Raw genomic sequence first — 23,648 nt, forward strand, 5'->3', positions numbered from 1 at the left:
AACCTTATCAGTCAGCGAACTGACTCGGACCAAGTCCGCCGACTGACCCGTGCTACATGACCGCGCCAAATGCGTCATCAGGCACGGCGCCTATCGCGCCATTCACCCCCGTCCCGAGTAGATCAATTTCCCCTCCCGGTTGCATCTTGCCACGAACACCCTATTCTGATGCAGAATCTCGGGGGGCTTCCATGGGCGCTGACTACTTGAAGGATTACAGGACCTATCCGCGGATGGTCCGCTGGTTCAATCCCATCTTACTCCTCAAGCTGTTGAACAACGTGGTCACGTCAGCAATGTTTGGCCAGTACGCCGACCGTCGCCTCATGATCGCCGCGCTCGATACAGTCCCGCCTGAAAAGCATTTGGAACGTGCGACGGCCTTCGTCGATGAATTTAGTCCCGAAGGGACCGGGCCCGTGTGGTTCGACTTCGTGGCCGACCTCGGCGATGGTTTCGACAGCACCTTCGCGGTCGCATGTCTGCTTGCCCGCAAGGAATGTGAAGTCGAGGGGAAGAAACTACGACGCGGTCAGATGCTCATCATGGGCGGCGACGAAGTCTATCCGCTGGCTAACGCGCAGACCTATCGCAACCAGCTGTTTCAACCTTATCGGTGGGCCTTCCCAGACCCCGACCGGAAAGACCCCAACGGGGTACCGTTGTTTGCCATTCCGGGCAACCACGACTGGTATGATGGCCTGGTGCAGTTCCTCGCGTACTTCACGCCGACGCTCCCCACTCACTTCGGCGGTTGGCGCACCCATCAGAAGCGAAGTTATTTTGCGATCCAGCTTACAAAGACCTGGTGGCTTTGGGCGATGGACATTCAACTCGCCGAAGACATGGACCAGCCGCAGGCCGACTACTTCGAGATGATTGCGCGGTCGAACGAGCTGCTGCGCGGCTCGCGTATCGTTCTCTGCACAGCGGAGCCCGGCTGGCTTTATACCGACACCAACACCAACTCCTGGGAAATCGTCGATTACGCCCTCAGCATCATCAAGAGAGCCGACAAACAGTTGACCATCCCGCTTCTTTTGTCCGGCGATACACACCACTACAGCCGCTACCAAGCAGTGGATGGCACGCAATTCGTGACCTCAGGCGGCGGTGGCGCATTCCTCCATCCGACCCATCAACTCGAAAAGGATGTCAGCGTTCGCTGGAACAGTCGAAAAGTGAAGCTGACCCTCGCCGACAAAGCGACGGAGGTTCAGGACACCGAGCAAGCCACAGCAATCAAGCAACCTGAGGTACCGCCGGAGCAGGGCTCGACGGCCAAACAGACGCCGACCGCCACCGAGCCCGCCGTGTATCCCTCTATCAGAGTTAGCCAGGACCTTCTTTGGCAGAACATCTGGTTTGCTTTCAAGAACTGGGATTTCTCGATACTAATGGGGCTGGTCTACTTCGCCGTCGGCGTTCTGATCGGCCTGCGGGACGAGATAGACGCGTATATCGCAGTCGCCCTGATCATCGGCAGCGGAATCATCGCTTATACGACCGATCAGGAGAAAGTTTCGCTCGGGGAGATCTTTCGAACGTGGCGAATCTGCCGAATCAGACCTGACGAGTTCGACGCCTTGGCGATCGAGAAGCTCTGGCTTCAATTCCAGAAAGCCATGATCGTCATCGGGACAAGCCTTGTACACGTCACCGCCCACGTCGTCACGGCGATCCTCGCCGCACGCTGGTTTACAGCCTGCAACGCCGAGCATTTCACGCTTGCGGGTGAATGGTACAGCGTCTGGACGTGGGTGAGCCTCCTCCTCCTCGAAATGGGGGCTGTCGGTTTCCTGTTCGGAAGTACCTATTTCGGCCTCAACATGCTTCTTACGTGCCGCTGGCTGCGCATGAACCGCAACGATGCCTTCAGCGCGCTGCGCATCGGTCGATACAACAATTTCCTGCGCTTGCGGATTGAAGGCGACGAGGTCCAGGTTCACGCAATCGGCCTGGAGAATGTGCCGCAGCGCGACGACTGGAACGACAATCAAAAATATAAGATTGGCAATCCGGACGAGCCGCGATGGGTGCCTTCGAAGCCACTCGCTCCGCACCTCATCGAAACATTCACAGTGTCTGGGAAATCCGGTCCCGCTTAAACCGGCTCACGTGGGGATTCGGGGGACAGAAAGCCGCAGCCCATCTTGCAGGAGGTCACTACAGTTGGCCTTGCGTGGATGCATAAAGACGGCAAGGGCTTCAACGTCCTGCTAACTGCGATGCCCGTAAGCCGCACGGTCGTGGCTCGCGAACCGCCATCCCGAAAAGCGGGACAATAGCCTCAAAACCCTTATCAGTTGGCTGAGGGAGATGGATTCGGAATGATCGGCCCGAATCTGCCTTGGCTTCCGCAAAATTGGGAATTGGACTTCCGGAGCTGGTACAAAGGTCGGGGAGAAAATGCATTCTCCAGCGCGGCCGGCGTGGTATACTTCTCATCCTATTCTGGCGACATCATCGTGGGCGTCGGGCCGGACGGGAAGCGGAGGACGGTCGCGGATGGCCTCGCAACCCCGACCGGAATCGCCTTTGCACGCGACGGCCGGCTGCTGATCGCCAATCGCTCATCCGGAGTGATCGTTGCTTTCGACACAAAAACGGGCAACCGCACCGTGGTGGCGCGTGGGCTCTCGCTGCCTGTCGGCGTGGTCGAAATGCCGGACGGCAGCATTGTCTCCTCGCAATATGGTGGTCGTGTCACCCGCATCCTGCCGATGGCAAGGTCCAGGAACTCGGTCAGAGTTTCAACCGCCCCGGCGTCGGCATCCTCGCCGATGGAGATGATGCGGTGTTGGTCATCGACAACGGCGGGAGCGTAGTGCGCCGCGTCAGCTTCGACGGCCAGTCGAGCGTCGTCGTCGATGGCCTATCGGGCAGTGCCGTCGCATTGGGCCGGGCCGCCAACGGCGATCTTCTGGTCGGGACATGGGGCAGCGGCAATATCTATCGCGTCGCATAGCCGAAGTCATGAAACGCCCGAAACCTCTTCATGAAGCGGCTTGATAAGGGAGTATCCAACAGACCATGGCTCAAGAAGCAAACGGCGAGCGTTTCGAACGCGGCATGAAGGTTCTCCAGCGGATCGGCGGCGAGGGTTTTGACTTGCCGATCAAACGCCTTGCAGAGGCGTCGCCGGACTTGGCGCGTTTTACGGTCGAATATCCTTATGGCGATATTCTCTCCCGTCCGGGACTGAATTTGCCGCTACGGCAGATTTGCACCGTCTCTTGTTTGATGGCGCTGGGCAGCGTCCAACCGCAGCTCAAGTTTCATATGACAGGCTTCCTCAACGCCGGAGGGAGACCGCAGGATTTGGTGGAGTTGCTCTTCGTATCCGTGGCGGTCCTCGGCTTCCCCTCCGTCATCGACCCGATCGCCCTAGCGCGCGAGATCTTCCAGGAGCGACGCATCACCTTCGAGGCCCCGCCACCGGCAAGCGACGACGGAACGCAGCGATACCGGCGCGGCCTAGAAATCCTCTTAGCGGTCAACGGCGAAGGCCATCTGCGGCCTCTTGAGGCGATCTCGCCGGACCTCGCACGCTGGTCGATTGAATTCGCCTTCGGCGAGTCCCTGGCGCGCGAGGGGTTGGAACCGAAGGCCAAGCACCTCGCCATCATCTCGATGCTGGCGGCGACCGGCAACCGCGACGACGCTCTCGATTTCCATCTCAAAGCCGCCCTCAAGCAGGGCCTGTCGCCCGCAGAGATTGCCGAGGCGCTGATTCAGCTTAGCGTCTATGCCGGATTTCCCGCCGCACTCAACGCCTTCGGTCTCGCCCAACGGGCCTTCTCGGCAGACCGCGGCGCTACAGCGATCACGGCGCCATCCGCGGCGGCACAACTGTCCGAGAGCCGGGAGCTGCGTCGGGAGCGCGGGCTCGCGACACTTGCACAGACTTCCGGAGCATCCGGTGAAGCGGTCATCCGCAGCTTCGACGACATTGCACCGGATATCGGTCGGATGATCGTCGAGCACTCGTATGGCGACGTTTTCTCACGACCAGGCATCGATCCTAAAATCCGCGAGCTGACGGCCTGCGCGGCCTTGGCTGCGGTCGCGACCAAGACTACGGAAGCCCCGCTGCGTGTCCACATCAATGCGGCACTCAATGCCGGCGCGAGCCGCAAGGAGGTGCTCGAAACCCTCCTCAACCTCGTTCCCTACAGCGGCTATCCCGTCGTGCAACAGGCGGTGCGGATTGCCGGCGAGGAATTCGCCAAGCGCCCCGAATGAAGAGCTTGGTTGCCGGCGCATAGCAGATGCCACCAATCCCGCAATCCGTTCATGAGGATTCCTCAAGGCTCATCGCGTCGCGGGACTTCCGCGACCATCTGCGCGCGCTTACCCAGCGCGTCGAGGTCGATACCGGCGAAGTCAGGATCATGGGATCGAAGTCCCGGCTGCTTCAGACGCTGGCGGCGAACGGTGGCGTAAACCAAGTGCCGACTCAGGGACTGAAGTGGCGGAGGGAGAAGGATTCGAACTGACGGTACTCTCATTCCCGCTGGCAGGTTGCGAATAGCAAGAAGCCGCTCATCGGGCCGCTTTGTCGCTCCGGCCCTACCGATTCACATAGTCGGGATTAGACATCCGCCGGCATCCCAAAACGCCGTTTGAAAAACCGTTTTAGTATCGCTTCCTCAAACGGTGCTTTTCAATAAGTGCTTGATATAAATGGCGCGCCCGACAGGATGAAACTGAGAACTCTTATGTCATTGTTTTTGCTATAGGCTGAGAACGCGGTCCGATCGTGGGGTTCGATGGGTGTCGCTCGGCCTCATTCTTTAAACCGGCACGGCGCTAAAAATCAGAGTTCTTGTCTAACGCTTACGCGGCAAAAAGATTCTCGAAGACTGCACCGCGATGTACTTCGACAGCCTTGGCGAGCCAGCGCCGGCCTGAGCGAGGAGAACTACGATAACTTTCAGGAAGTCCGAAAAAGGCGGCGCAGTCCGGTCTGCGCTGTTTTGGGGCCGTCAGCGCAATGGCAGGTCCGGAGCATGGGAGGCCAGAAACCTGCCGTTCGTGCGTCGTTCAATACGCGCCGTTTATGCGCGGTTCCTCACCACCGCCAACAGCGGATTCACCTGCGAGGATTGGGCTCTCCGCAACGGCAAAAAAGCGACAGAAGGAATCGCAATTTTGCGGTGCGCGTTGGCTGAGCTGGCCCATCTATATGGATATGTCAAACTCGACACCGGAAACATTGAATGAGTTGCACTATTTATTCTCGCGCTTACTTAGTTCTGCATTGAGATCCTTAATCGTCCCCTCAATCAAAGAAAGCGCATTTTCGAGCGCTGTCCCGAAGTTTTCCAGATGCCGATCCCATACTCCGAGGATTTCGAGCGGGATCTTTTCTCGCAGCTCCTTTCCCGCCGCGCGTTCCCCTTCCACGTCACCGAGGCGTATTTCCCACTTTTCCTTGAGGAATTCGTGGTTCGCTATCGTTGCCTTAAGAACGCCCAGTGGCAATTCCGAATAGGCGACCCCGTTTATGGTCCCGGGTTCGTCACCCTCGATGTTGGACGTGTGCGCTAATGTTAGTGCCGCGAAGCCACTCTTCTCGAGCTGCTCGCTGACCTTACCGTCAACGGACATCTGCCGCTCAGCATCTTCGTCCAACATGATAATTTGCAGAACGTCGTCCAGCGTCGCCGGCTTCGCCAACCCGGAGTTCGCCATCAGTTTCTGGATATCAGTCAGAATATGTTTTCGGGCGGTTGTGTAGCGTTGGAATGGCGACTCGCGACCATGGCCATCGAGGACGTCGACGCGCGTGTCCCAAGCAGGAAGATCAACGATTGTCATGTGGGACACATTTTCCAGATAGGGGGATTTAAGAAGGTCGCCCGGATGAATTTCATGTGTCTTGAGGCCTGGACACAATGCGAGTCCCGCGTCGTCATAGGATTGTGCGACCAGATATGAGCAAAAAAAGCCCTTCTCTCTCGCTGGTAGCCATAATCCAGTCCACGCCCCCAATCTGCGTAGCCTCTTGAAGGCCGACATTACCGCGCCCGGCGTCCAGTAATCGAGCTCACGGTATTTCTCAACGGTTATCGATGCCTTGGCAGCAAAGGATTCCGATTGGTCCGTGGTTCTCAATCGATAGACCGCTACGTTCGACTTCGATGCTATGCCGAACCGGAGGTAATTGAAATTGCTCACCCCGTAATCGGCTGCTTCCAGGAAATTCAATTCCCCTTTATAAATCGCCGCGTGACTGAACGGGCTGCCTGTGGCTGTCCGGATGGCTTTTGATTCGCGTCCATCCGGATCGGTGCAAAACAGGATGTCACCGGGTATGAGGTTAGCCAGCTTGAATTTGCTTACAGCTTTGTCGTCACCGGTCGACTTTGTCATGTCACGCCTACCCATCCGTTCCCACACTGCGCCAGAAGATGGCTGCCTTCCAACGCTATGACTAGTTTCCTAGACACAGCCAATTGCTTTATGAGATGTTTGTCTCAAGCTGCAGAAAAGCCACCAAATCCCACCGCCGTTCCACACGAAACAGGCGGAATTTTGTGGTGGAGGCGATCGGCCGCCATGAACGACTGCTCTGGAGACACGGCGCCGCTCGCTTGAACGGCGATGATGAGGCGCAAAGCCGCCGGTCGCTGAGCGGAACCCGGGTGTCTCTTGAGTGCTCACCTGCCTCCGGTGAGAAACTGCTCGGTTCCCAGTTTTGTTCTGGAGTGGCGGAAAATTGGCGCGCCCGAAGAGATTCGAACTCCTGACCCCCAGATTCGTAGTCAGCAGGTCCAGGGACCAAGCCGCGCATCCCCGCCTCTTCGAGTTACCCCTCCGATTTCCGCTCAAATCTAGCCGGATGCCCGACGGAGACGTCCTCACCCTTTTCGGCGCCCCCTTCGTGGTCTTGCATACGGTGATTCAGCTCAAGCAGAGCCAGCTATGGTGACTATCAGCGCCGATGAGTCCGAAACATCGGCGCGTATGGGGAAGCTCAGGCTCGCAGCGGCTGATTTCATGGACCATGGAGAAGCGTAATGCCGCGGCGTCCGGCCAAGGTCACACAAGCAGATATTGCCCGCGCGATCCGCGCCGCTAAGGAAGCTGGCGCGAGCGCGATTACGGTCGATGCAGAGGGTGTTATTCGAATTGCGCTGACGGCGGACGCCGCGCCAATCAAAGCCATAAATGGTTGTGACGAAACATGGACCCCATCAGAGGCGTTGCAGCGATACCTGAAAAGCACCGAAAGCGGGTGAAACGCACCTTACGCAATTGATGCGGAGTCACCGCACCGTTAGACTCCAAGCATTGGTCCCCGGAGAAAGCCAATGCTTGAGCCAGAAAAACGCGATCCCCGCGCACCCGGGGATACGCGAATGTATCTCTACTTCGACTATTCCCCGCTGGGCGCGCTGCGCTGGTACGTGAAAGTGAGCCGCAAAGGTCGCCGGATCGGCATCAGAGAGGAATACGGGACCAAAGCGTTCGACGCTGCCTATGACGCGGCGGTCACGGCGCTGGGGGGAGTCATGCGTAAACGCCGTAGTGCGCCCGATCCGCTGGTGCAGCCCGAACGTCGCTATGTGCAGGCCGATCGTTCGCAGCGTGGGCAGACGCGCTATTATGTTCAGCTCCGCAACGGACTACCGAAGATCAGGATCAAGGTCGAGCTCGGCACAAAAGACTTCGACGAAGAGTGCGATGCAGCCATCGCCTCGCAGATCGCGCTCTACGGCGACGCGTCCGATCACATTAACGCACAAAAGCAACGCAACGAACCACGTGGCGAATTTCCCAGTGAGCCGCCGACGCCTCATACGCTGCGCTGGTATTGGACCCTCTACAAACAGAGCGACCACTGGCTGGGCGATCTCAGCGTCGGTCATGAGGGCTTGGCGGAATCGACCCGGCTACAGCGCACTGGACTGATCGAGAGCCTGCTGCCCGAAAATGGGGAGAAGCCCTTTGCAGTGATGACGCGCAAGGTCATCAAGCAGGAAATGAAAGCGCGAACACCGTCGCAGGCTGGCAATTTGTTATCCGGGCTGCGCGGCATGATCCGATGGATGATTGATGCCGGCCATCTCGATGGCGATGATGACCCAACGATCGGATTGAAATCCGGCAAGGCCAAGGCGAGCCGTGAGACCGGTGGCTTTCTGCCCTGGACCGAGAACGACATGGCGCTCTATCGCGCGAAGTGGCCCCTTGGCACAGAAGCACGGCTGATGTTCGACATCCTGCACTACACCTTCCTGCGACTGGGCGATGCCCATCGGTTCGGGCCGCCGCACCTGCGGCAAATCGTGCGCAAGATGGCGGTGCAGATCGCAACTGAGAAGAGCCGCGGCAACACCACTGTTACGGTGCCGGTGCATCCGTCGTTTGCAGAAAGCCTGCGGGCAGCGCGCGCGGCCGGCATGATCGGCGCCGAAGTCTTCGCCGGCAAGAGGTTGAAAGGCCGGGTGCTACCCATGAACAAGAAGGCATGGGCAATGAAGTTCAAAAAGTACGCGGTGCTCGCCGGCGTCAACGAGCCGAAGAAGAGCTGCCACGGTGTGCGCAAGGCACGTGCTGAGGTCGCTGCTTACGCCGACTGCACCGAGAGCCAGATGATGGCGATGTTCGGCTGGACCGATCCAAAGATGCCAGCACATTACATCGCCCAGGCGAATCGAGAAAAGCTCGGCATCAGTGGCATGGACAAGATCATCGCGTTCGATCAGAGCCAGTCGCTCGACGACTTTATGCCGCTGCCCGATGGGAACAGCGCGAGAACGCCCGACGCGAACAAAGTAGTAACTTTGCGTAGTAACTTTGGAAAAAAGATCCAATGAAATCAATGGATTATGCGTGGGTATGGTGCGCTCGGAGGGACTCGAACCCCCACGATTTTACTCACTGCCACCTCAAGGCAGCGCGTCTACCAATTCCGCCACGAGCGCTTGGGATACCGGCTGGAAGGACTGGCGTCCGCCGGATCAACGGCGCCGATGTAACAAATCAGGGATGGGGGGACAAGGAAGTTTTGCGCTTCGATAACTACCTGACATCAGGGGATTTCGGCAGCATTTGCTTGACTTCGACCGCGATACGGTTGCGATCGACCAGCACCACGCCGGAAGCCACCGGAAGGTTGTTGGCGAGGATCTTGACCTCGTCCGCCTCCGTGGCGTCCAGTTCGATGATGGCGCCGCGGGAAAGCCGCATCACCTGGTGGATGGGCATGGTCGTGGTGCCGAGCACCACCATGAGATCGACGCTGACTTTATCGAGGGTGGCCACTGCGAAACCGCCAAGGGGGGACTAAATTGATCTGGTTCCACCTGACCACGTTATGGTTAGCCAATGGTTAATGACCGCCAAAGCCTTGATTTGACGACGTTCGCGCTGGTCCAGGGCGGCGGCGAGGTCGAATGGCGGATTTCCGCTGCTCCGGTGCCCTATCCCGCGGCCGTGACGGAGATGGAATCACGCGCGGCCGATATCGCCGACCAAAAGGCGGCCGAACTGGTCTGGCTGCTGGAGCACCCCCCGCTCTACACCTCCGGCACCAGCGGCAAGGAAGGCGACCTGCTCGATCCGCGCTTCCCGCTATTCACCACCGGCCGCGGCGGCCAACTCACCTATCACGGCCCCGGGCAGCGGGTGGCCTATGTGATGCTCGATCTGAAGCGGCGGCGGCCGGACGTGCGGGCCTATGTGGCGGGCCTGGAGGAATGGATCATCCGCACGCTCGACGCCTTCAACGTGCGCGGGGAGCGCCGCGAGGACCGCGTCGGGGTCTGGGTCAGGCGGCCGGACAAGGGCGCTGGCTACGAGGACAAGATCGCAGCGATCGGAGTGCGGCTGCGGCGCTGGGTCTCGTTCCACGGCATCGCTATCAATGTCGAGCCGGAGCTGTCGCATTTTTCCGCGATCGTGCCCTGCGGCGTCGTCGATCCGCGTTACGGCGTCACTTCGCTGGTGGATCTCGGCCTGCCCGTGACGATGGAAGATGTCGACGTCGCACTTCGACAGGCGTTTGAAGAAGTGTTCGGCGCAACCAGCGCGCGCCTGCCGGAAGCAACCGTCTGAGACGTCCCCCGCCCTGAGGTCTTCCACTCCCGCGAGCGAGGCCACATATCCAGAGGCAGCGGTGCACAGTGGAGGTCGCGATGACGACGCACAGACTTCCCTTCGAAAACCGGTGGACCAACAACGCGAATGCCCTGCAATGGAATTGCGAGCTTGATCATCTGGGCGTGGCGAACGTGCGGGCCATGTTCGTAGATCACGAAACCCGGCATCCCAACCGGCGCAACGTCGTGCAGGACGTTCCGGCCGGTTTTGTCCGGGACTGGCTGGCGTTTCAGGATCGGCGCGCGGCGCGACAACAACTGCTTTGGCGCGCGACCGTGATTGCGCTCTCGGGTGTCGCCGCGACGGCGGCCGTGCTGGGTGTGCTGATCGCGTGAAATGGCAGGACGGCTCGCGACGCCGATGCGCGTCCGGCGGAAGCGGCGATCCAACTTCCGTCAAACGCTTGCCTTGAGAAAATCAACGAACGCGCGCACCCGCGGTATGGTTTGTCGCCCCGGCAGGATCAGGGCCGTGATCGGTTGCGGATCGGGATCGTGGCAATGCGACAGCGCGGGCACGAGCCTGCCATCCTTCACGGCGTCTTCACCCAGAAAGTCGCCAAAGCGAACGAGACCCGCGCCCGCCAAGGCAAGGTCGAGAAGGAAGTCGGCGCTGTCGGAGCGGATCGATCCCTTCACCGGCACCAAGACCCGCTTGCCTTGCTCGAACATCGGCCATTGCGCGAGGCGCGAGAAGCCGCTGAGCTGCAGGCAATTGTGTCGCACCAGATCGGCAGCTTGCGCAGGGACGCCATGGCGTTCCAGATATCGAGGGCTGCCGGCGATGACGCGTCTGACTTCGCCGAGGCGAACTGCGATCAGCTCACTATCGCCGAGCGGCCCTACCCTGATCGTGACGTCAACCTGGTCGGCGATCGGATCGATGCGGTGATCGCTCACCGACAGATCGACCTCAATTTCCGGAAACTGGTCCATGAATTGCGGCAGCAGCCGCGCCAGCCGGTGTCTTGCGAACGCGGTGCCGCTGTTGATCCGCAGATGCCCGCGCGGTCGTCCATGGACGGAGGCGACGTCGGCTTCGGCGGCCTCGACCGCGGCCAGGATGCTCCTTGCATGAACAAGGAACGTTTCGCCCTCCTGGGTGAGCACCAGCCGCCGCGTCGTCCGATGCAGAAGCTTGGCCCCGATGCGGCGCTCCAGCCTGGTCACGATGCGGGAGACGCCCGAGGCGGTCAGTTCGACCTCCGTGCCCACGGCCGCAAAACTCCCCAAATCGACCGTCCGGACAAAGACCGCGAGGTCTGACATCGGGTGCATCAGCATATTCATGACTTTTAGGTGCGGCGGCGTCACCGCGGTGGCCGCAGCGGCCTTGGCCGGCCTTGCGGTAGCGCCGCTGGCCCGGCGGATTGCGCCGCCAAGCCTGATCGATATCGGGCCGGCCGAAGGGCTGCCGCGGCTTTCTTCCTCGAAGGTGATGCTGCACTCGAAGGTCAGCGACCCCGCCAAGCGCGCGGCATTGCGGACGCTGGCGGCGACGTTCAGGAGCGTGGCTGGCTCGCCGTAACGGACCGTTTCGTTAAAAAGACTGATTTTTAAGGAACCAATTGGCGGCTTGCGCGTTTGCGCCGATTAAACGGGCGGTCGGATGTTCAAGAAAGATCAACAACAGGAAAGGGATCTCTTCGAATCCGAACGTAATTTCCGACTCCTGGTTGAAGGCGTTACCGACTACGCGCTTTACATGCTGGACCCGACCGGTGTGGTGACAAGTTGGAACATCGGTGGCCAGCGGATCAAGGGTTACACGCCCACTGAGATCATCGGGCAGCATTTTTCCCGCTTCTATACTGAAGTCGACCGCACCAACGGCAAGCCGCTCCGCGCCTTGCGTATTGCCTGCGAACAGGGCCGCTACGAGGAGGACGGCTGGCGTGTCCGCAAGGACGGCACGTTCTTCTGGGCCAGCGTGGTCATCGACCCCATCTATGAGGACGGCAAGCTCGTCGGCTTCGCCAAGATCACCCGGGACATTACCGAGCGCCGCGAAGTCCAGCTCAAGCTGGAGCAGATACACCAGCAGCTCGCGGAATCGCAGAAGCTCGACGCGCTCGGCCAGCTCACCGGCGGCGTGGCCCATGATTTCAACAATCTCCTGATGATCATCAGCGGCAGTCTTCACACGTTGAAGAAAGCGGTGGGCGACGATCCCAAGTGCCAGCGGGCGATATCGGCGATCGAAGGGGCGACCAAACGCGGCGCCTCCCTCACCAGCCAGTTGCTGACCTTCGCACGGCGGCAGAGCGTCAATCCGCAAGCCGTCGATGTCGCCGAACGCATCAATGCGGTGCGCGAAGTGCTCGACACCGGCGTCGGCAGCGCAGTGACACTGCAATTCGACGTCGCCCCGGGCGTCTGGCCGGTCATGGTCGACGTCACCGAATTCGAAACGGCGCTGGTCAATCTCGTCATCAACGCACGCGATGCCATGACCGGCGGCGTTATCACGATATCGGCGCGCAACGATACGCTCGGCGACGAGGCCGATGCCGGCGAATATGTTGCGATCGCAGTGGAAGACACCGGCGCCGGCATTGCGCCCGATATCCTCAGCAAGATCTTCGATCCCTTCTTCACCACCAAGCCGATCGGCAAGGGCACGGGTCTCGGACTGTCGCAGGTTCATGGCTTCGCGCATCAGGCCGGCGGAACAGTCAAGGTCGCAAGCGAACTCGGCAAGGGCACCCGGTTCACGATCCTGCTGCCGCGAAAGGAAACCGCTACCACGACCGAGGACGTCAATGCGGCCGAGATCAGCGGAAGCGGCACGGTGTTGCTGGTCGAGGACAATCCGGAGGTCGCAGCCGTCAGCATCGGCCTGCTCGAACAGCTCGGCTACACCGTCCGCCTGGTGGCGAATGCCGAAGCGGCCTTGCGCGAACTCGAACTCGACGGAATAGACCTCGTCTTCTCCGACATCGTGATGCCCGGCAAAATGGACGGTCTCAGCCTTGCGCGCCACCTGAGGGCCACCAAGCCCGGACTGCCGATCCTGCTGGCCAGCGGCTATAGCGATGCCGCGCTGAGCGTGCGCGGCGATTTTCCCATCCTGCGCAAGCCCTACGAAATCCACGAACTCAGCCAGGCGATTGCGAAACTGCCGCGGTGAGACGCCGCGCAACGCGCCGCTCCTCCAGGATGACGAGCGGAGCGTGCAGCTCCAAAGTAGATCGTCTTCCGCGTCGCCCCGGAACGACGACACGATAGCCGCCACGCGACACCCCGGAAAATATCCGGAAAAATACGGAAACATTTACGGCTGGTTAACCATGCCGTGAAATGGTCCGCGGCGGTAACGGTCCATTAACCGTTGCCCAAACGGGGAACGCGAATGACCTCGATAAATACCGGACCGAATCCGTATGCCCAGCTGGGCTCCGCCTATGCCCGTGCGGCTGCCACTCAACCGTCGCTGGCCAACACGCTCAACAATGCCGAGACCGGCAATCCGCCCGACAACTCTGCGGCGACCAATTTGACGCTGTCGGAAGCGGCGCGAGCGCGGCTTGCCAGCGGGGCGGCATCAAAGGATTTTACGGCAGTGACTTCCGAGGCGCGCGCCGCGCTCGATGCGCTCTACGCCGCCGCCAAGGTCAAGGGGCCGATCGACGTCGACGGCAAGACGACGGTCGACCTGTCGTCGCTCGACCGGCGTTCGCTGTTTGCGGTCGCGACCAACAATGGCGGCAAGTTCAGCCCCGACGAACAGAAGGCCGCCACTACCGAACTCGGCAACCGCTTCGACAATGTGCTGGCGCCGGCCGCGGCGACGTCGAAGCTGACGGGCGACTTCAGTTCGCTCTACAAGGCAGCGCTCGACTATCTCGATGGCGCGAGCGACGAGGAGAAGGCAACGGCGACGTGGTCGGCACAGCGAGCTGCGGTGCTGAAGGGCGTCTTGGCCACGCTGCAAAATCCGGCTGTCGCGCCCGACATCACCAACGATCCGGTCGGTGCCCATCTGTCGCAGAATGAGGCTGGCGGCAGCACCGCAACCCAGAATATCTCGACCGTCGCCAGGAAAGTCCGCGCCACGCTCGACGCGCAGGCCAAGGCTGCCGCTGCCGCCGGCAAGGAGCTGGTGTTCGATTCGGGCCGCAAGACCGGTCAGCAAGCGGACCTCGCTTCGATCGACAACCGTTCGCTGGCGGCGATCTCGCTCAACCAGGATGGCTTGTTCTCGAATCAGGAGAGCTTTGCCGCCAAGCAGTTGCTGGCTTCGCGCAGCCGCGCCAGCATTCTCGCCGCACTCCATCAGAGCCAGACCAGCGGCGACCCGTCCCAACTCAGCCTCGGAATCCTCAACGCCTACTCGTCGATGAGTTCAGAGGAACGCCAGGCCGTGAACTGGACACCGAGCTTCCGCGACAATGCGGTCGCCAGCTATAAGTCGACGAAACAGATTCTGTCGATGTTGAGGGGCGCCTGATCGCAGCGCCGCGCTCCCCCTCACAGGATCGCCTCGAAGGCGCTGCGCAGCGTTTCGTGCCGGAACACGAAGCCGTTGCTGAGCGCCTTGTTCGGCAGCACGCGCTGGCCGCCCAACAGCAACTCATTGGCGAAGTCGCCGCCGACACGGCGCAGCAGTCCGCCGGGAATGCGGAACACCGCGGGCCGGTGCAGCCGGCGGCTCAATTCCTCGGTGAACTTTGTATTGGTCACGGGGATCGGCGCGGTGGCGTTGATCGGCCCTGCCAGTTCAGGCCTTGCGATCACATGCGCGATCAGGCGGATCAGATCGTCGCGCTCGATCCAGGACATCCACTGCCTGCCCGAGCCCAGCGGTCCGCCGAGGCCGAATTCGAACGGTGTCAGCATTCGTGTGATGAAGCCGCCATCGGTGCCGATCACGAGGCCGATCCGCAGGCAGACCACGCGCACGCCATGCTCTTCCGCCGGACGCGCCGCGTTTTCCCAGGCATCGCAGAGCTCGTGGCTGAAGCAGGCGTGTGATTTTGCCGACTCCGTCAGCACCTGATCCTGCCAGAGCCCATACCAGCCAATGGCCGAACCGCTCACCAGCACCGCCGGCTTGCGTTCGAGCCGCGCGATCAGCTTGACGATGTCGCCGGTCATGTTGATCCGGGAGTCGAGGATTTTTCGGCGCTTGGCGTCGGTCCACAGCCCGTTGCCGATCGGCTCGCCCGCCAAATTGACAATGGTATCGATCCTGGCATCAGCCGGAAGCTGATCGAGGCTCGTGATCAGCGTGATCGGCGGCGGCAGCATGTCGGCCTTTGCCGGATTGCGCACCAGCGCGATGACCTGATGCCCCGCGCCGCTCAGGCCTGCCACCAGGCGGCTGCCGATGAAGCCGGTGGCGCCGGTAACCAGCACCGTCTGCCGGGCGGGCATTTTTTCGACCAGGCTTGCGGCGGGCGCGCTGCTCATTCGCGCCAGACGTTTCGACGCGGTGAAATCGCGCAGACCGCACAGCGCCGCACCGACGGCCGAGGCCGCCGCAACCATGCTGAGCCATCCCGCGTAGGCCGATTTGACGCCGGTCGGCTGCCCTGCCCAGCCGATCAGGACCGGCAGCAGCAGCACCAGGATGGCGCCGTAGTTGATCGCGAGCAGCGTGTGATTGATGCGTTCGCTGGCCGGCAATTTCCGGCTCATGTCCTCCTCGACGAAATCCATCAGCGTGATGACGATTTCGGCTGCCAGCACCGCGATGATCAGCATCGCCAGGATGCCGTGCACCTCCAGCCAGCCCAGCACCAGGAACAGCAGCGCATAGAGCATGTTGCGCAACGCATGGAGCTGCAGCTCGTAGCGCTGTGACGGACGCCATGCGAGCCGTTCCGTCAGCTCATGGTGATAAAACGTGTCGAACACGCCCATCACGATCTGAATGGCAATCAGGGTCCAAAGCAGCGACGTCATGATGCGGCCTCCCGGAACACAGCGGATTGACGAATGAGCTTGCCGAAGCGCGGATGAACGATCTCCAGCGTGAAACGGAACGTGCCGCCGCCGAGATCGGAATGGGTCACGGTGAGATCGCCGGGCGTGAACCGCATGGGCAGCGGCAATCTCAACGGCCCGATCTGCAGGGAATAGCCGACGCTGCGGAACACCAGCGCTTCGTGCTCGACCGATATCCGCAACGCCATGCTGACGCCGTAACCGACATATTCTTCGAGCCCGGTCGGCCCGGCGAAACGTTTCGCGGAGTGAATGACCTGCGGAAAGCCGTTGCTGCGCGCGCAGATCCGGGTCCAGATCTGGCCGCCGCTCGCCGCATCCTCGGTCACCGTCACGACCATCGGGACGCCGGTTTCGGCACCCGTCGGCAGCGGCCCGCCGATGACACGCGCGAGCTGCGCCAGCCACCAGCCGGCGCGGCTAAAACTCGCCTCCTCCACCGTGCCGACATAGACGACGGTCTCGCCATCGGCGAAGCGCTTGGAGAAGCGCCGCCAGATCGCCAGCGGCAAACGGCCCCACTCCTCGTCGGGCAACAGATCGTGGAAGCGGCGGTCGTCGAGCAGGATGGTGTTCGAGGCAGGCGTTACTGGAAACCTTGGTAGTCTGGTGGACGCCATCACACGCTCCTGCCCTGCCCCTCTGCCCTATCTGGATTTCCCCGCCGGCAAGAAGCTCACGATCTTCTCGCCAAGCTTGATCAGTGCGACCAGCCTCGGCCGCGGCACGCCCAGCATCTGCGTGTACCAGCGGTCGACCAGTTCGGTGAAAGCCAGCATTTCCTTCAGCCGCTTGGCTGCGACCGGGCTGATGGTCGGATCATCGGCCGCATCGGAGACACAGGCGCGCAACGCATCGACCGCGGGATCGATCTCGCGCTCCTTGCGGCGGGCGGCGATCCGCGCCGCCACTTCCCAGATGTCGGTCTCCGCCTCGAAATGATCGCGGCGGTCGCCGAGGATCGGCACCCGGCGGATCAGATTCCAGGCGAGCAATTCCTTGATCGAATTGGAGACGTTGGACCGCGCCATGCCGAGCGTCTCGGCGATATCCTCCGCGGTCATCGGCGCCTCGGCGAGATAAAGCAGGCCGTGGATCTGGCTGACGGAGCGGTTGACGCCCCACTCATCCCCCATGTCGCCCCAGTGCAGGATGAACCGTTCGACGACGGCGGGGAGTTTCTTCTTGTCGGTTGTTTCTGTCATGACAGAAATATCTGACGGAACTGTTCGGATGTCAAGCCCGACGCGACCCGCACATTTGCGGCTCGGGGCCGCACCCGGGACAGCCGCCCTCCGTCGGGCACCCCGCTCCCGCCTCGGGCTGGTTCCCGGTACGGAACCCGGATCTAATCGCAGTCCGTTGTTTTCCCGGTCGATCGTTAACCCCTCAGTACCAGTCGCATCTTAGATTCACCGCGCGCGTTGCCGGCAACGAGGTCTGGCGCGGTCATCAAGGCAAGCAATGCCCCATCAAAATCCCCCAGACCCGGGCGGGCCGCTGCGGCGGGTAACATCGACGGCCGTGGTCATCACCTTTGCGCTTGTCATGACCGCCTGCGTCCTGGGCGTCATGGCCTGGAAGGCGCTCGACGCCAAGAGGGCGACGCTGGCGAGCGGCAGCGCCGACATTCAGAACCTCGTCCATTCGCTTTCCGAGCATGCCTCGCACACCATTCAGGCGGTCGATATCGCGATGGCCGGAATGGTGGACTTGCTGAAATACCGGGATCCCGAGCCGGACCGCTTCAACAAGTACCTCGTTGAAACGGCGAAAACGCTGCCCCAACTGCGCGGGATCGGCGTCGCGGATGCCAAGGGCAACTGGAACTATTCGTCACTTTCGGAACAGCCGCGCCACAACGTCTCGGACCGGAGTTATTTTGCCTACCATCGCGATACGCCGGACAGCACGATTCGGATCAGCGAGCTGTTGCAGTCCCGTATCGACGAGCGATCCTCGATGATCGTTCTCTCGAAACGGATCACCAAGCTTGACGGCAGCTTCGGCGGGGTCGTCGCCGCAGCGATCGACAAGGATTACTTCAACCGCTTTTACCGGACATTCCAGCTCGGCCCCGACGGCGGCATCAGCCTGATACGGAGTGATGGCACGCTCCTGATACGCTGGCCGGCGTCGGACAAGAGCAAGGATCTTTCCAGGACCGACCTGTTCTCAAAGCATCTCAAGCTGAGCACCGTCGGATCCTACAAGATCATCTCGCCGTTCGACGGCATCGTGAAGTATTTCGGCTACGAGCAAACGTCGCAATACCCCATGGTCGTCACCGTGGCCGTGTCGGAAGACTGGCTGCTTTCCGAATGGTGGAAGGGATTGCGCACCGACGTCATCGTTGGCGGCGTGCTGCTGTGCATGATCCTGATGCTGGCGGCGTTGCTCGCCCTGCAGTTCCACTTCCGCAGCAAGACCGAGCGCGCGCTGCGCGAGCGCGAGGCGCACTATCGATTGCTGGCCGACAACATCGCCGACATCATCATCCTGATCGATGCCCGCAGCCTGCTACGCTATGTTTCGCGGTCGGCCGAGCCGGTGCTGGGATTGCGCCCGAAGGATCTTGTCGGCAAATCATGCTTCGACCTGATTCATCCCGACGACAGGGAGAGCGTCAAATCGGCGACTACACGGATCAATGGCGTCGACAGCGTCAGCACCGTCGTGTTTCGACACTATCGCGGCGACGGGACGCTGGCGTGGGTGGAAAGCAAGTTCAAGCTGGCGGCGGAACCGAGCGACCCTGCCCGGACGGAATTTCTCTGCGTCATCCGCGATGTGACCGAGCGCAAGCGGATGGAGGATGAGTTGACCCAGCTCAACCGCCGCCTCACCCAGCTTGCTGCAACCGACGGACTGACCAGCCTCACCAACCGCCGCACCTTCGACGGCTTCCTGCGGCGCGAATACGAAGCCTGCGAAGAGATTTCGGTGCTGTTGTTCGATATCGACAATTTCAAGGGCTACAACGACACCTACGGACACCAGGCCGGCGACCGTTGCCTGCAGGCGGTTGCGAAGGCAATCGGCGATGCGACCGCCAATACGTCAGGCCTGTCCGCGCGCTATGGCGGCGAGGAATTCGCCATCGTGCTGCCGAATACGACCGAAGACGCTGCCCTGAAGGTCGCCGAAGCCATCCGGCTGACGGTTCGGGCGCTGGGCATTCCGAACACGGCCTCCAGCCGCGGACACATCACTATCAGCGCGGGCGTCGCCGCCAGAAACCGCTCGACGCTCGACGAGGCCACGCTGGTGGGGGAAGCCGACACCGCGCTCTATGAGGCCAAGCGCCTCGGCCGCAATCGCAGCATCGTGTATTCCTCACTCGACCTGCGATATGTCGAGAGCGCCTCCATCCAGCACGATGGCGAGTTCGCGCCGGGTGAACGGGCGCATTAAGCGCGAGGGCAGCGACGACGGTATCTCTGCCGATCCTATCGCGCGCCAGGCCGCCACGCGAGATCATCAGACAGCACATAGATCGTGATCGCGGCCATGCACATCACGAGCCCGATCCAGAACATCGGCGAGTGATGGATCCGTCTCCAGTCGCGTCCACGGTGTTGCGATTTCATTCGGCGCACCTCGTAAGCACGTATCGGCCTATCACAGGGTCAGCTCGTCGGCAGCACCGAGAATCGCTCCCCTGCCCGCCGCAGCTTCAGCATCTCGGGATTGCCGGCTTCGTCCTCGATCGCCTCAACCCGCGCGGATGTTGGTCCGCGCTGACAGGCGGCGATCATGCCAGCCACGATATCAGCCGGCCCGGCAAACGTCGTTTCCACGCTGCCGTCCCAGCGATTGCGCACCCAGCCCTCGACGCCGCGCGCGATCGCCTCATCCTCCACCCATGCGCGGTAGCCGACGCCCTGCACCCGGCCCCTGATCGTGACATGGCGGATCGTGTCGCTCATGGCTTCTTCAATCCGAGAAATGCGCCACTGCGCGCTTTCACATCCGCCTCACGCATCAGGCGGCCAGTCAGGTCGGAAGACGCCAGGCCCTTCAGGTCTTTCGGACGGGTGCCTTCGCGCAGCGCTTTCAGGGTATCGTAGACCGCCTGCGTCGCCGCGGCGAATGGTGTGTGGCCCTGCAAGGCGATCTTCACCCGCTGACTCCTGAGGAACGCCGCGTCGTCGAGTTCGCCCTGGGTATTGCCGAGAACGATGGGCAGTGTCGTTACCTCCGAGATCGCCTCGACTTCCCGGCGTGTCGTAAGGCCCGTGAAGAACAGCGCATCGACGCCGGTCGCGTCATAGGCTTTTGCCCGCGCCAGACAGTCCTCGAAGCTCGACGCCGTCGGTCCGCCGCCGCGCGTTCCGGTCCGTCCCATGATGACCAGCGAGGAATCGCCGCGCCCGTCGAGCGCCGCCTTCATCTTGCCGACGCCCTCGTCCAGCGAGATCAGTTGCGGCTCGGTAACGCCAAAGGCCTGCGGCAGCAGCGTGTCTTCGATGGTAAGACCCGCGGCTCCCGCCGCTTCCAGTTCCTGCACCGTACGGCGCACGTTGAGTGCATTGCCATAGCCATGGTCGGCGTCGACCAGCACCGGCAAGGCGGAAGCGCGCGACATCCGCCGCATCTGTTCGGCCAACTCGGTCAGCGTGATCAACGTAATATCGGGATCGCCGAGGACCGCCAGCGACGCCACCGAACCGCCGAACATGCCGAGCTCGAAACCGAGATCTTCGGCAATCCGGATGGAGGTCGGGTCATAGACCGAACCCGGCCGGATGCAGGTGGTGCCGTTGAGGATAGAACGCAATTTCTCTCGGCGCTGACGGAAAGCCATTGTGCCCTCAGTTCTATCCGCCGTCATTGCGAGCGAAGCGAAGCAATCCATCGTTCGGCGAAGAAAGTATGGATTGCTTCGTCGCTGACGCTCCGTTGCGCAAACGCTTCGCGTTTGTCGCAGGCAATGACGGGATTACCTCTACGCAAACTCCAGAATCAACGCGTCCACCGCCAGCGTGGCGCCGGCCGCAGCATGAATCTTCTTCACCGTGCCGTCGCGCTCGGCGCGCAGCACGTTCTGCATCTTCATCGCCTCGACCACGGCCAAGGTTTCGCCCGACTTGACCTCCTGCCCTTCGCTGACGGCAATCGACACCACGAGCCCCGGCATCGGGCACAACAGCTTCTTGCCGGTATCGGCGGCTGAATTCACCGGCATCAGCCGGGCGGCGGTGGCCTCGCTTTCGGTGAAGACGTTGACCGCAACGTCAAAGCCCTGGTGCGCGAGGCGGATGCCGTTCGGGATCGCGCGCACCTGCATCGCCACGAAGTGGCCGTCGATGGTGCCCTGCCAGACCGGTTCGCCCGGTGTCCAGTGTGAGACCAGATTATGCGGATTGCCGGGCAGACCATCGGCGCCGATGAAGCGCACCGCGATGCCCTCGGCCTCGCGCGCCACATCGAGCGCGATTTCATCGCGATCAAGCCACACCGCGCGGCGGCGTTCGCGTTGCACCAGCCGCCCGTTCATCTGTCCGGAAATCTGCCGCTTGCGCTCGCCGAGCACGTGATCGATCGCAGCGCCCACCGCCGCCAGCCGCCGCGCGATCTCGCCTTCCGGCGGGCGCGCGGAAAAGCCTTTTGGAAATTCCTCGGCGATAAAGCCGGTGGAAAGCTTGCCCTCGCGCCAGCGCGGGTGGTTCATCAGCGCCGACAGGAACGGAATGTTGTGCCTGATACCGTCGATGTAAAACGCATCCAGCGCGGTTGACTGCGCCTCGATCGCAGCCGCCCGCGACGGCGCGTGCGTGACAAGCTTGGCGATCATCGGATCGTAATGGATCGAGATTTCGCCGCCCTCCTGCACGCCGGTGTCGTTACGGATGGTGACGCCGTCATGGCTCGCTTCCGCCGGCGGCCGGTATTTCACCAGCCGACCGATCGAGGGGAGGAAATTGCGGAATGGGTCTTCGGCATAGACGCGGGATTCCACCGCCCACCCCGTCAGCGTGACATCCTTCTGCGCGATCGAGAGCTTCTCGCCGGCAGCAACCCGGATCATCTGCTCGACGAGATCGATGCCGGTGATCAATTCGGTGACGGGATGTTCGACCTGCAGACGGGTATTCATCTCCAGGAAGTAGAAGCTCTTGTCCTGGCCGGCGACGAATTCGACCGTGCCGGCGGAATCGTAGTGGACCGCTTTTGCCAGCGACACCGCCTGCTCGCCCATCTTGCGGCGGGTGGTCTCGTCGAGCAGCGGCGACGGCGCCTCCTCGATGACCTTCTGGTTGCGGCGCTGGATCGAACATTCGCGCTCGCCGAGATAGATCACGTTGCCATGCTTGTCGCCGAGCACCTGGATTTCGATGTGGCGGGGATCGACGATAAACTTTTCGATGAAGACGCGGTCGTCGCCGAACGAGGATTTCGCCTCGGCCTTGGCGAGGTTGAAGCCTTCGGCGACTTCGGACTTCGAATGCGCGATCCGCATGCCCTTGCCGCCGCCGCCGGCGGAGGCCTTGATCATCACGGGATAGCCGATCTCGTCGGCGATCTTCACCGCGTGCTTTTCGTCCTCGATGACGCCGAGATGTCCCGGCACCGTCGAAACCTTGGCCTTGGCGGCGGCCTTCTTGGATTCGATCTTGTCGCCCATCGCGGCGATGGCGCCGGGATTGGGACCGATGAAGACGATGCCCGCCTTGGCAAGCTCGCGCGGAAACGCCTCGCGCTCGGACAGGAAGCCGTAACCGGGATGCACGGCCTCCGCGCCGGTCTTGCGGCAGGCCTCGATGATCCGGTCGATCAGAAGATAACTCTCGGCGGCCGCCGGCGGGCCGATCAGCACGGCAGCATCGGCCATTTCGACGTGCAGCGCATCTCGGTCGGCCTCGGAATACACCGCTACCGTCTCGATCCCCATACGGCGCGCAGTCTTGATGACCCGGCAGGCGATCTCGCCGCGATTTGCGATCAGAATTCTTTTGAACATGTTCTTCTTGCTTGAGCTTTGGGCAGGATCCTCGCCCGCAATGTGACATGCGGGAACGCGGGTAACAAACCCGTGGTACAGCAAAAATCGATGGAGGCAACGGTCTCGTATGGGCTGGTGGCACCGGCCGGCGGCAATTCACCCGGAATACGCGTTGAACCGGCCCCGCGAATAGGCTCGGGACACCGCCTTCATCAGTTCGGCAGCCTCGGACTCCAGATATTCGTTGGCCACGATCAGCGCGCGGACCGTCGCCCTCATGTCGCCGCCGCAGGCTGAAATCGCCTGATCCACCGCGGTTTCCAGCTCGTCGTTCTCTTCGGTTTTCGGCTGTGAAGAGGACGACATGGCACTATTCCGTGTTGAGCGACGGGGCCTAAGTTCCTATTTTGTTCTCACGAAGTCAATGGTGGTCTCGTCCCCTTTAGTAGGAGCTTCGATATCGGGAGGACGATCAAATGGATTTATCGGCGATCATCAGAAGAGCGATTGAGATCGGAGACCAACACGGGTTCATCACATTTGACCAAATTAACGAACTCATGCCGTCATCTGCCTACAGGTTTGAGCCCGAGGCGATCGAAGCTCTCCTCGAAGCCCTGAGCGACCGAGGAATAGACGTC

The 23,648-nt window shown here is 61.5% G+C and carries 24 protein-coding genes, 1 tRNA gene and 1 pseudogene; 14 read left to right on the forward strand and 12 right to left on the reverse strand.

All coding sequences use genetic code 11. From position 1 onward, the window contains the following. The first annotated feature begins 191 nt into the window (after positions 1–191). From KIP88_RS20730 to KIP88_RS20750, 5 genes are all read left to right on the forward strand, one after another. Positions 192–2,108 carry a metallophosphoesterase gene (locus KIP88_RS20730; RefSeq protein ID WP_214489787.1) on the forward strand — a complete coding sequence of 639 codons (1,917 nt, stop codon included), beginning with the start codon at positions 192–194 and terminating at the stop codon, positions 2,106–2,108. A gap of 222 nt (positions 2,109–2,330) precedes the next feature. Continuing rightward, a complete protein-coding gene (locus KIP88_RS20735) occupies positions 2,331–2,828 on the forward strand; it encodes a hypothetical protein (protein ID WP_214489788.1) in 498 nt (165 codons plus the stop codon). Beyond that, on the forward strand, positions 2,798–2,968 hold the full coding sequence (locus KIP88_RS20740) for a hypothetical protein (protein WP_214489789.1): 171 nt from the start codon (positions 2,798–2,800) through the stop codon (positions 2,966–2,968). The genes KIP88_RS20735 and KIP88_RS20740 overlap by 31 nt, the downstream gene beginning before the upstream one ends. A gap of 104 nt (positions 2,969–3,072) precedes the next feature. Further along, positions 3,073–4,245, forward strand: coding sequence for a carboxymuconolactone decarboxylase family protein (locus KIP88_RS20745; protein WP_249790914.1), 1,173 nt, complete (start codon positions 3,073–3,075; stop codon positions 4,243–4,245). A gap of 26 nt (positions 4,246–4,271) precedes the next feature. Further along, positions 4,272–4,499: a hypothetical protein gene (locus KIP88_RS20750; protein ID WP_249790896.1), complete on the forward strand. Its 228-nt coding sequence runs from the start codon at positions 4,272–4,274 to the stop codon at positions 4,497–4,499. Between the two features lie 733 nt (positions 4,500–5,232). Here KIP88_RS20750 and KIP88_RS20755 read toward each other — a convergent pair. Further along, positions 5,233–6,378 (reverse strand): hypothetical protein, encoded by a 1,146-nt coding sequence (locus KIP88_RS20755; RefSeq protein WP_214489791.1) that lies wholly within the window; start codon positions 6,376–6,378, stop codon positions 5,233–5,235. A gap of 647 nt (positions 6,379–7,025) precedes the next feature. Here KIP88_RS20755 and KIP88_RS20760 point away from each other — a divergent pair. Both KIP88_RS20760 and KIP88_RS20765 read left to right on the forward strand, forming a co-directional pair. Continuing rightward, the gene (locus KIP88_RS20760) at positions 7,026–7,247 is read left to right on the forward strand and encodes a hypothetical protein (protein ID WP_214489792.1); all 222 of its coding nucleotides are present in this window, start codon (positions 7,026–7,028) and stop codon (positions 7,245–7,247) included. A gap of 120 nt (positions 7,248–7,367) precedes the next feature. Then, a complete protein-coding gene (locus KIP88_RS20765; RefSeq protein ID WP_214489793.1) occupies positions 7,368–8,828 on the forward strand; it encodes a hypothetical protein in 1,461 nt (486 codons plus the stop codon). Positions 8,829–8,851: 23 nt separating this feature from the next. Here KIP88_RS20765 and KIP88_RS20770 read toward each other — a convergent pair. Both KIP88_RS20770 and KIP88_RS20775 read right to left on the reverse strand, forming a co-directional pair. Continuing rightward, positions 8,852–8,936 (reverse strand) — tRNA-Leu (locus KIP88_RS20770). Positions 8,937–9,033: 97 nt separating this feature from the next. Then, complete coding sequence (locus KIP88_RS20775) at positions 9,034–9,276, reverse strand: FliM/FliN family flagellar motor switch protein (protein ID WP_066505938.1); 243 nt, start codon at positions 9,274–9,276, stop codon at positions 9,034–9,036. 63 nt (positions 9,277–9,339) lie between these two features. Between KIP88_RS20775 and lipB the strand changes: the two genes are divergently transcribed. Beyond that, positions 9,340–10,068 (forward strand): lipoyl(octanoyl) transferase LipB, encoded by a 729-nt coding sequence (gene lipB / locus KIP88_RS20780; protein WP_214489794.1) that lies wholly within the window; start codon positions 9,340–9,342, stop codon positions 10,066–10,068. Between the two features lie 80 nt (positions 10,069–10,148). After that, positions 10,149–10,448, forward strand: coding sequence for a hypothetical protein (locus KIP88_RS20785; RefSeq protein ID WP_214489795.1), 300 nt, complete (start codon positions 10,149–10,151; stop codon positions 10,446–10,448). 60 nt (positions 10,449–10,508) lie between these two features. Here KIP88_RS20785 and KIP88_RS20790 read toward each other — a convergent pair whose 3' ends face one another. Continuing rightward, positions 10,509–11,390: a LysR family transcriptional regulator gene (locus KIP88_RS20790; protein ID WP_214489796.1), complete on the reverse strand. Its 882-nt coding sequence runs from the start codon at positions 11,388–11,390 to the stop codon at positions 10,509–10,511. 16 nt (positions 11,391–11,406) lie between these two features. Here KIP88_RS20790 and KIP88_RS20795 point away from each other — a divergent pair. The 3 genes and pseudogenes from KIP88_RS20795 to KIP88_RS20805 all read left to right on the forward strand — a co-directional run. Continuing rightward, positions 11,407–11,640, forward strand: a pseudogene (locus tag KIP88_RS20795) (LysR family transcriptional regulator); the annotation flags it as partial. Positions 11,641–11,721: 81 nt separating this feature from the next. After that, complete coding sequence (locus tag KIP88_RS20800; protein ID WP_214489797.1) at positions 11,722–13,242, forward strand: PAS domain-containing sensor histidine kinase; 1,521 nt, start codon at positions 11,722–11,724, stop codon at positions 13,240–13,242. Positions 13,243–13,464: 222 nt separating this feature from the next. Beyond that, the gene (locus KIP88_RS20805; protein ID WP_214489798.1) at positions 13,465–14,562 is read left to right on the forward strand and encodes a hypothetical protein; all 1,098 of its coding nucleotides are present in this window, start codon (positions 13,465–13,467) and stop codon (positions 14,560–14,562) included. 20 nt (positions 14,563–14,582) lie between these two features. Here the strand turns inward: KIP88_RS20805 and KIP88_RS20810 are convergent, their stop codons facing one another. The 3 genes from KIP88_RS20810 to KIP88_RS20820 are packed head-to-tail and all read right to left on the reverse strand — an operon-like array spanning position 14,583 to position 17,266. Then, positions 14,583–16,019, reverse strand: a complete 1,437-nt coding sequence (locus KIP88_RS20810) for a TIGR01777 family oxidoreductase (RefSeq protein ID WP_214489799.1) — start codon at positions 16,017–16,019, stop codon at positions 14,583–14,585. Further along, positions 16,016–16,681, reverse strand: a complete 666-nt coding sequence (locus KIP88_RS20815; protein WP_214489800.1) for a DUF4166 domain-containing protein — start codon at positions 16,679–16,681, stop codon at positions 16,016–16,018. The genes KIP88_RS20810 and KIP88_RS20815 overlap by 4 nt, the downstream gene beginning before the upstream one ends. 27 nt (positions 16,682–16,708) lie before the next feature. Then, positions 16,709–17,266, reverse strand: a complete 558-nt coding sequence (locus tag KIP88_RS20820; protein ID WP_214489801.1) for a GbsR/MarR family transcriptional regulator — start codon at positions 17,264–17,266, stop codon at positions 16,709–16,711. Positions 17,267–17,609: 343 nt separating this feature from the next. Here KIP88_RS20820 and KIP88_RS20825 point away from each other — a divergent pair, with 343 nt between their 5' ends. Further along, the gene (locus tag KIP88_RS20825) at positions 17,610–19,475 is read left to right on the forward strand and encodes a diguanylate cyclase domain-containing protein (protein ID WP_214489802.1); all 1,866 of its coding nucleotides are present in this window, start codon (positions 17,610–17,612) and stop codon (positions 19,473–19,475) included. Between the two features lie 35 nt (positions 19,476–19,510). Here the strand turns inward: KIP88_RS20825 and KIP88_RS20830 are convergent, their stop codons facing one another. The 5 genes from KIP88_RS20830 to KIP88_RS20850 all read right to left on the reverse strand — a co-directional run bounded on the left by KIP88_RS20830 (position 19,511) and on the right by KIP88_RS20850 (position 23,373). After that, on the reverse strand, positions 19,511–19,651 hold the full coding sequence (locus tag KIP88_RS20830) for a hypothetical protein (RefSeq protein ID WP_214489803.1): 141 nt from the start codon (positions 19,649–19,651) through the stop codon (positions 19,511–19,513). A 39-nt stretch (positions 19,652–19,690) separates the two neighbouring features. Then, positions 19,691–19,990, reverse strand: a complete 300-nt coding sequence (locus KIP88_RS20835; RefSeq protein WP_214489804.1) for an acylphosphatase — start codon at positions 19,988–19,990, stop codon at positions 19,691–19,693. Then, positions 19,987–20,868 (reverse strand): oxaloacetate decarboxylase, encoded by an 882-nt coding sequence (locus KIP88_RS20840; RefSeq protein ID WP_214489805.1) that lies wholly within the window; start codon positions 20,866–20,868, stop codon positions 19,987–19,989. The genes KIP88_RS20835 and KIP88_RS20840 overlap by 4 nt, the downstream gene beginning before the upstream one ends. A 141-nt stretch (positions 20,869–21,009) precedes the next feature. Then, positions 21,010–23,025 (reverse strand): acetyl/propionyl/methylcrotonyl-CoA carboxylase subunit alpha, encoded by a 2,016-nt coding sequence (locus KIP88_RS20845; protein WP_214489806.1) that lies wholly within the window; start codon positions 23,023–23,025, stop codon positions 21,010–21,012. Between the two features lie 138 nt (positions 23,026–23,163). Beyond that, the gene (locus tag KIP88_RS20850) at positions 23,164–23,373 is read right to left on the reverse strand and encodes a hypothetical protein (protein ID WP_214489807.1); all 210 of its coding nucleotides are present in this window, start codon (positions 23,371–23,373) and stop codon (positions 23,164–23,166) included. A gap of 110 nt (positions 23,374–23,483) precedes the next feature. Between KIP88_RS20850 and KIP88_RS20855 the strand changes: the two genes are divergently transcribed. Further along, the coding region (locus KIP88_RS20855) for an RNA polymerase sigma factor region1.1 domain-containing protein (protein WP_214489835.1) at positions 23,484–23,648 on the forward strand (165 nt) is incomplete at its 3' end.

Origin of the sequence: Bradyrhizobium sp. SRL28 (assembly GCF_018596315.1) — a bacterium.
GTDB lineage: Bacteria > Pseudomonadota > Alphaproteobacteria > Rhizobiales > Xanthobacteraceae > Bradyrhizobium.

What these genes read in the sequence shown, in the direction of transcription:
- KIP88_RS20830 (WP_214489803.1), bottom strand. Translation starts at nt 19,651, where the DNA reads ATGAAATCGCAACACCGTGGACGCGACTGGAGACGGATCCATCACTCG.
- KIP88_RS20810 (WP_214489799.1), bottom strand. Translation starts at nt 16,019, where the DNA reads ATGACGTCGCTGCTTTGGACCCTGATTGCCATTCAGATCGTGATGGGC.
- KIP88_RS20815 (WP_214489800.1), bottom strand. Translation starts at nt 16,681, where the DNA reads ATGGCGTCCACCAGACTACCAAGGTTTCCAGTAACGCCTGCCTCGAAC.
- KIP88_RS20840 (WP_214489805.1), bottom strand. Translation starts at nt 20,868, where the DNA reads ATGGCTTTCCGTCAGCGCCGAGAGAAATTGCGTTCTATCCTCAACGGC.
- KIP88_RS20850 (WP_214489807.1), bottom strand. Translation starts at nt 23,373, where the DNA reads ATGTCGTCCTCTTCACAGCCGAAAACCGAAGAGAACGACGAGCTGGAA.
- KIP88_RS20730 (WP_214489787.1), top strand. Translation starts at nt 192, where the DNA reads ATGGGCGCTGACTACTTGAAGGATTACAGGACCTATCCGCGGATGGTC.
- KIP88_RS20750 (WP_249790896.1), top strand. Translation starts at nt 4,272, where the DNA reads ATGCCACCAATCCCGCAATCCGTTCATGAGGATTCCTCAAGGCTCATC.
- KIP88_RS20835 (WP_214489804.1), bottom strand. Translation starts at nt 19,990, where the DNA reads ATGAGCGACACGATCCGCCATGTCACGATCAGGGGCCGGGTGCAGGGC.
- KIP88_RS20825 (WP_214489802.1), top strand. Translation starts at nt 17,610, where the DNA reads ATGACCGCCTGCGTCCTGGGCGTCATGGCCTGGAAGGCGCTCGACGCC.
- lipB (WP_214489794.1), top strand. Translation starts at nt 9,340, where the DNA reads ATGGTTAATGACCGCCAAAGCCTTGATTTGACGACGTTCGCGCTGGTC.
- KIP88_RS20760 (WP_214489792.1), top strand. Translation starts at nt 7,026, where the DNA reads ATGCCGCGGCGTCCGGCCAAGGTCACACAAGCAGATATTGCCCGCGCG.
- KIP88_RS20805 (WP_214489798.1), top strand. Translation starts at nt 13,465, where the DNA reads ATGACCTCGATAAATACCGGACCGAATCCGTATGCCCAGCTGGGCTCC.
- KIP88_RS20800 (WP_214489797.1), top strand. Translation starts at nt 11,722, where the DNA reads ATGTTCAAGAAAGATCAACAACAGGAAAGGGATCTCTTCGAATCCGAA.
- KIP88_RS20735 (WP_214489788.1), top strand. Translation starts at nt 2,331, where the DNA reads ATGATCGGCCCGAATCTGCCTTGGCTTCCGCAAAATTGGGAATTGGAC.
- KIP88_RS20845 (WP_214489806.1), bottom strand. Translation starts at nt 23,025, where the DNA reads ATGTTCAAAAGAATTCTGATCGCAAATCGCGGCGAGATCGCCTGCCGG.
- KIP88_RS20785 (WP_214489795.1), top strand. Translation starts at nt 10,149, where the DNA reads ATGACGACGCACAGACTTCCCTTCGAAAACCGGTGGACCAACAACGCG.
- KIP88_RS20765 (WP_214489793.1), top strand. Translation starts at nt 7,368, where the DNA reads ATGTATCTCTACTTCGACTATTCCCCGCTGGGCGCGCTGCGCTGGTAC.
- KIP88_RS20745 (WP_249790914.1), top strand. Translation starts at nt 3,073, where the DNA reads ATGAAGGTTCTCCAGCGGATCGGCGGCGAGGGTTTTGACTTGCCGATC.
- KIP88_RS20790 (WP_214489796.1), bottom strand. Translation starts at nt 11,390, where the DNA reads ATGCACCCGATGTCAGACCTCGCGGTCTTTGTCCGGACGGTCGATTTG.
- KIP88_RS20755 (WP_214489791.1), bottom strand. Translation starts at nt 6,378, where the DNA reads ATGACAAAGTCGACCGGTGACGACAAAGCTGTAAGCAAATTCAAGCTG.
- KIP88_RS20820 (WP_214489801.1), bottom strand. Translation starts at nt 17,266, where the DNA reads ATGACAGAAACAACCGACAAGAAGAAACTCCCCGCCGTCGTCGAACGG.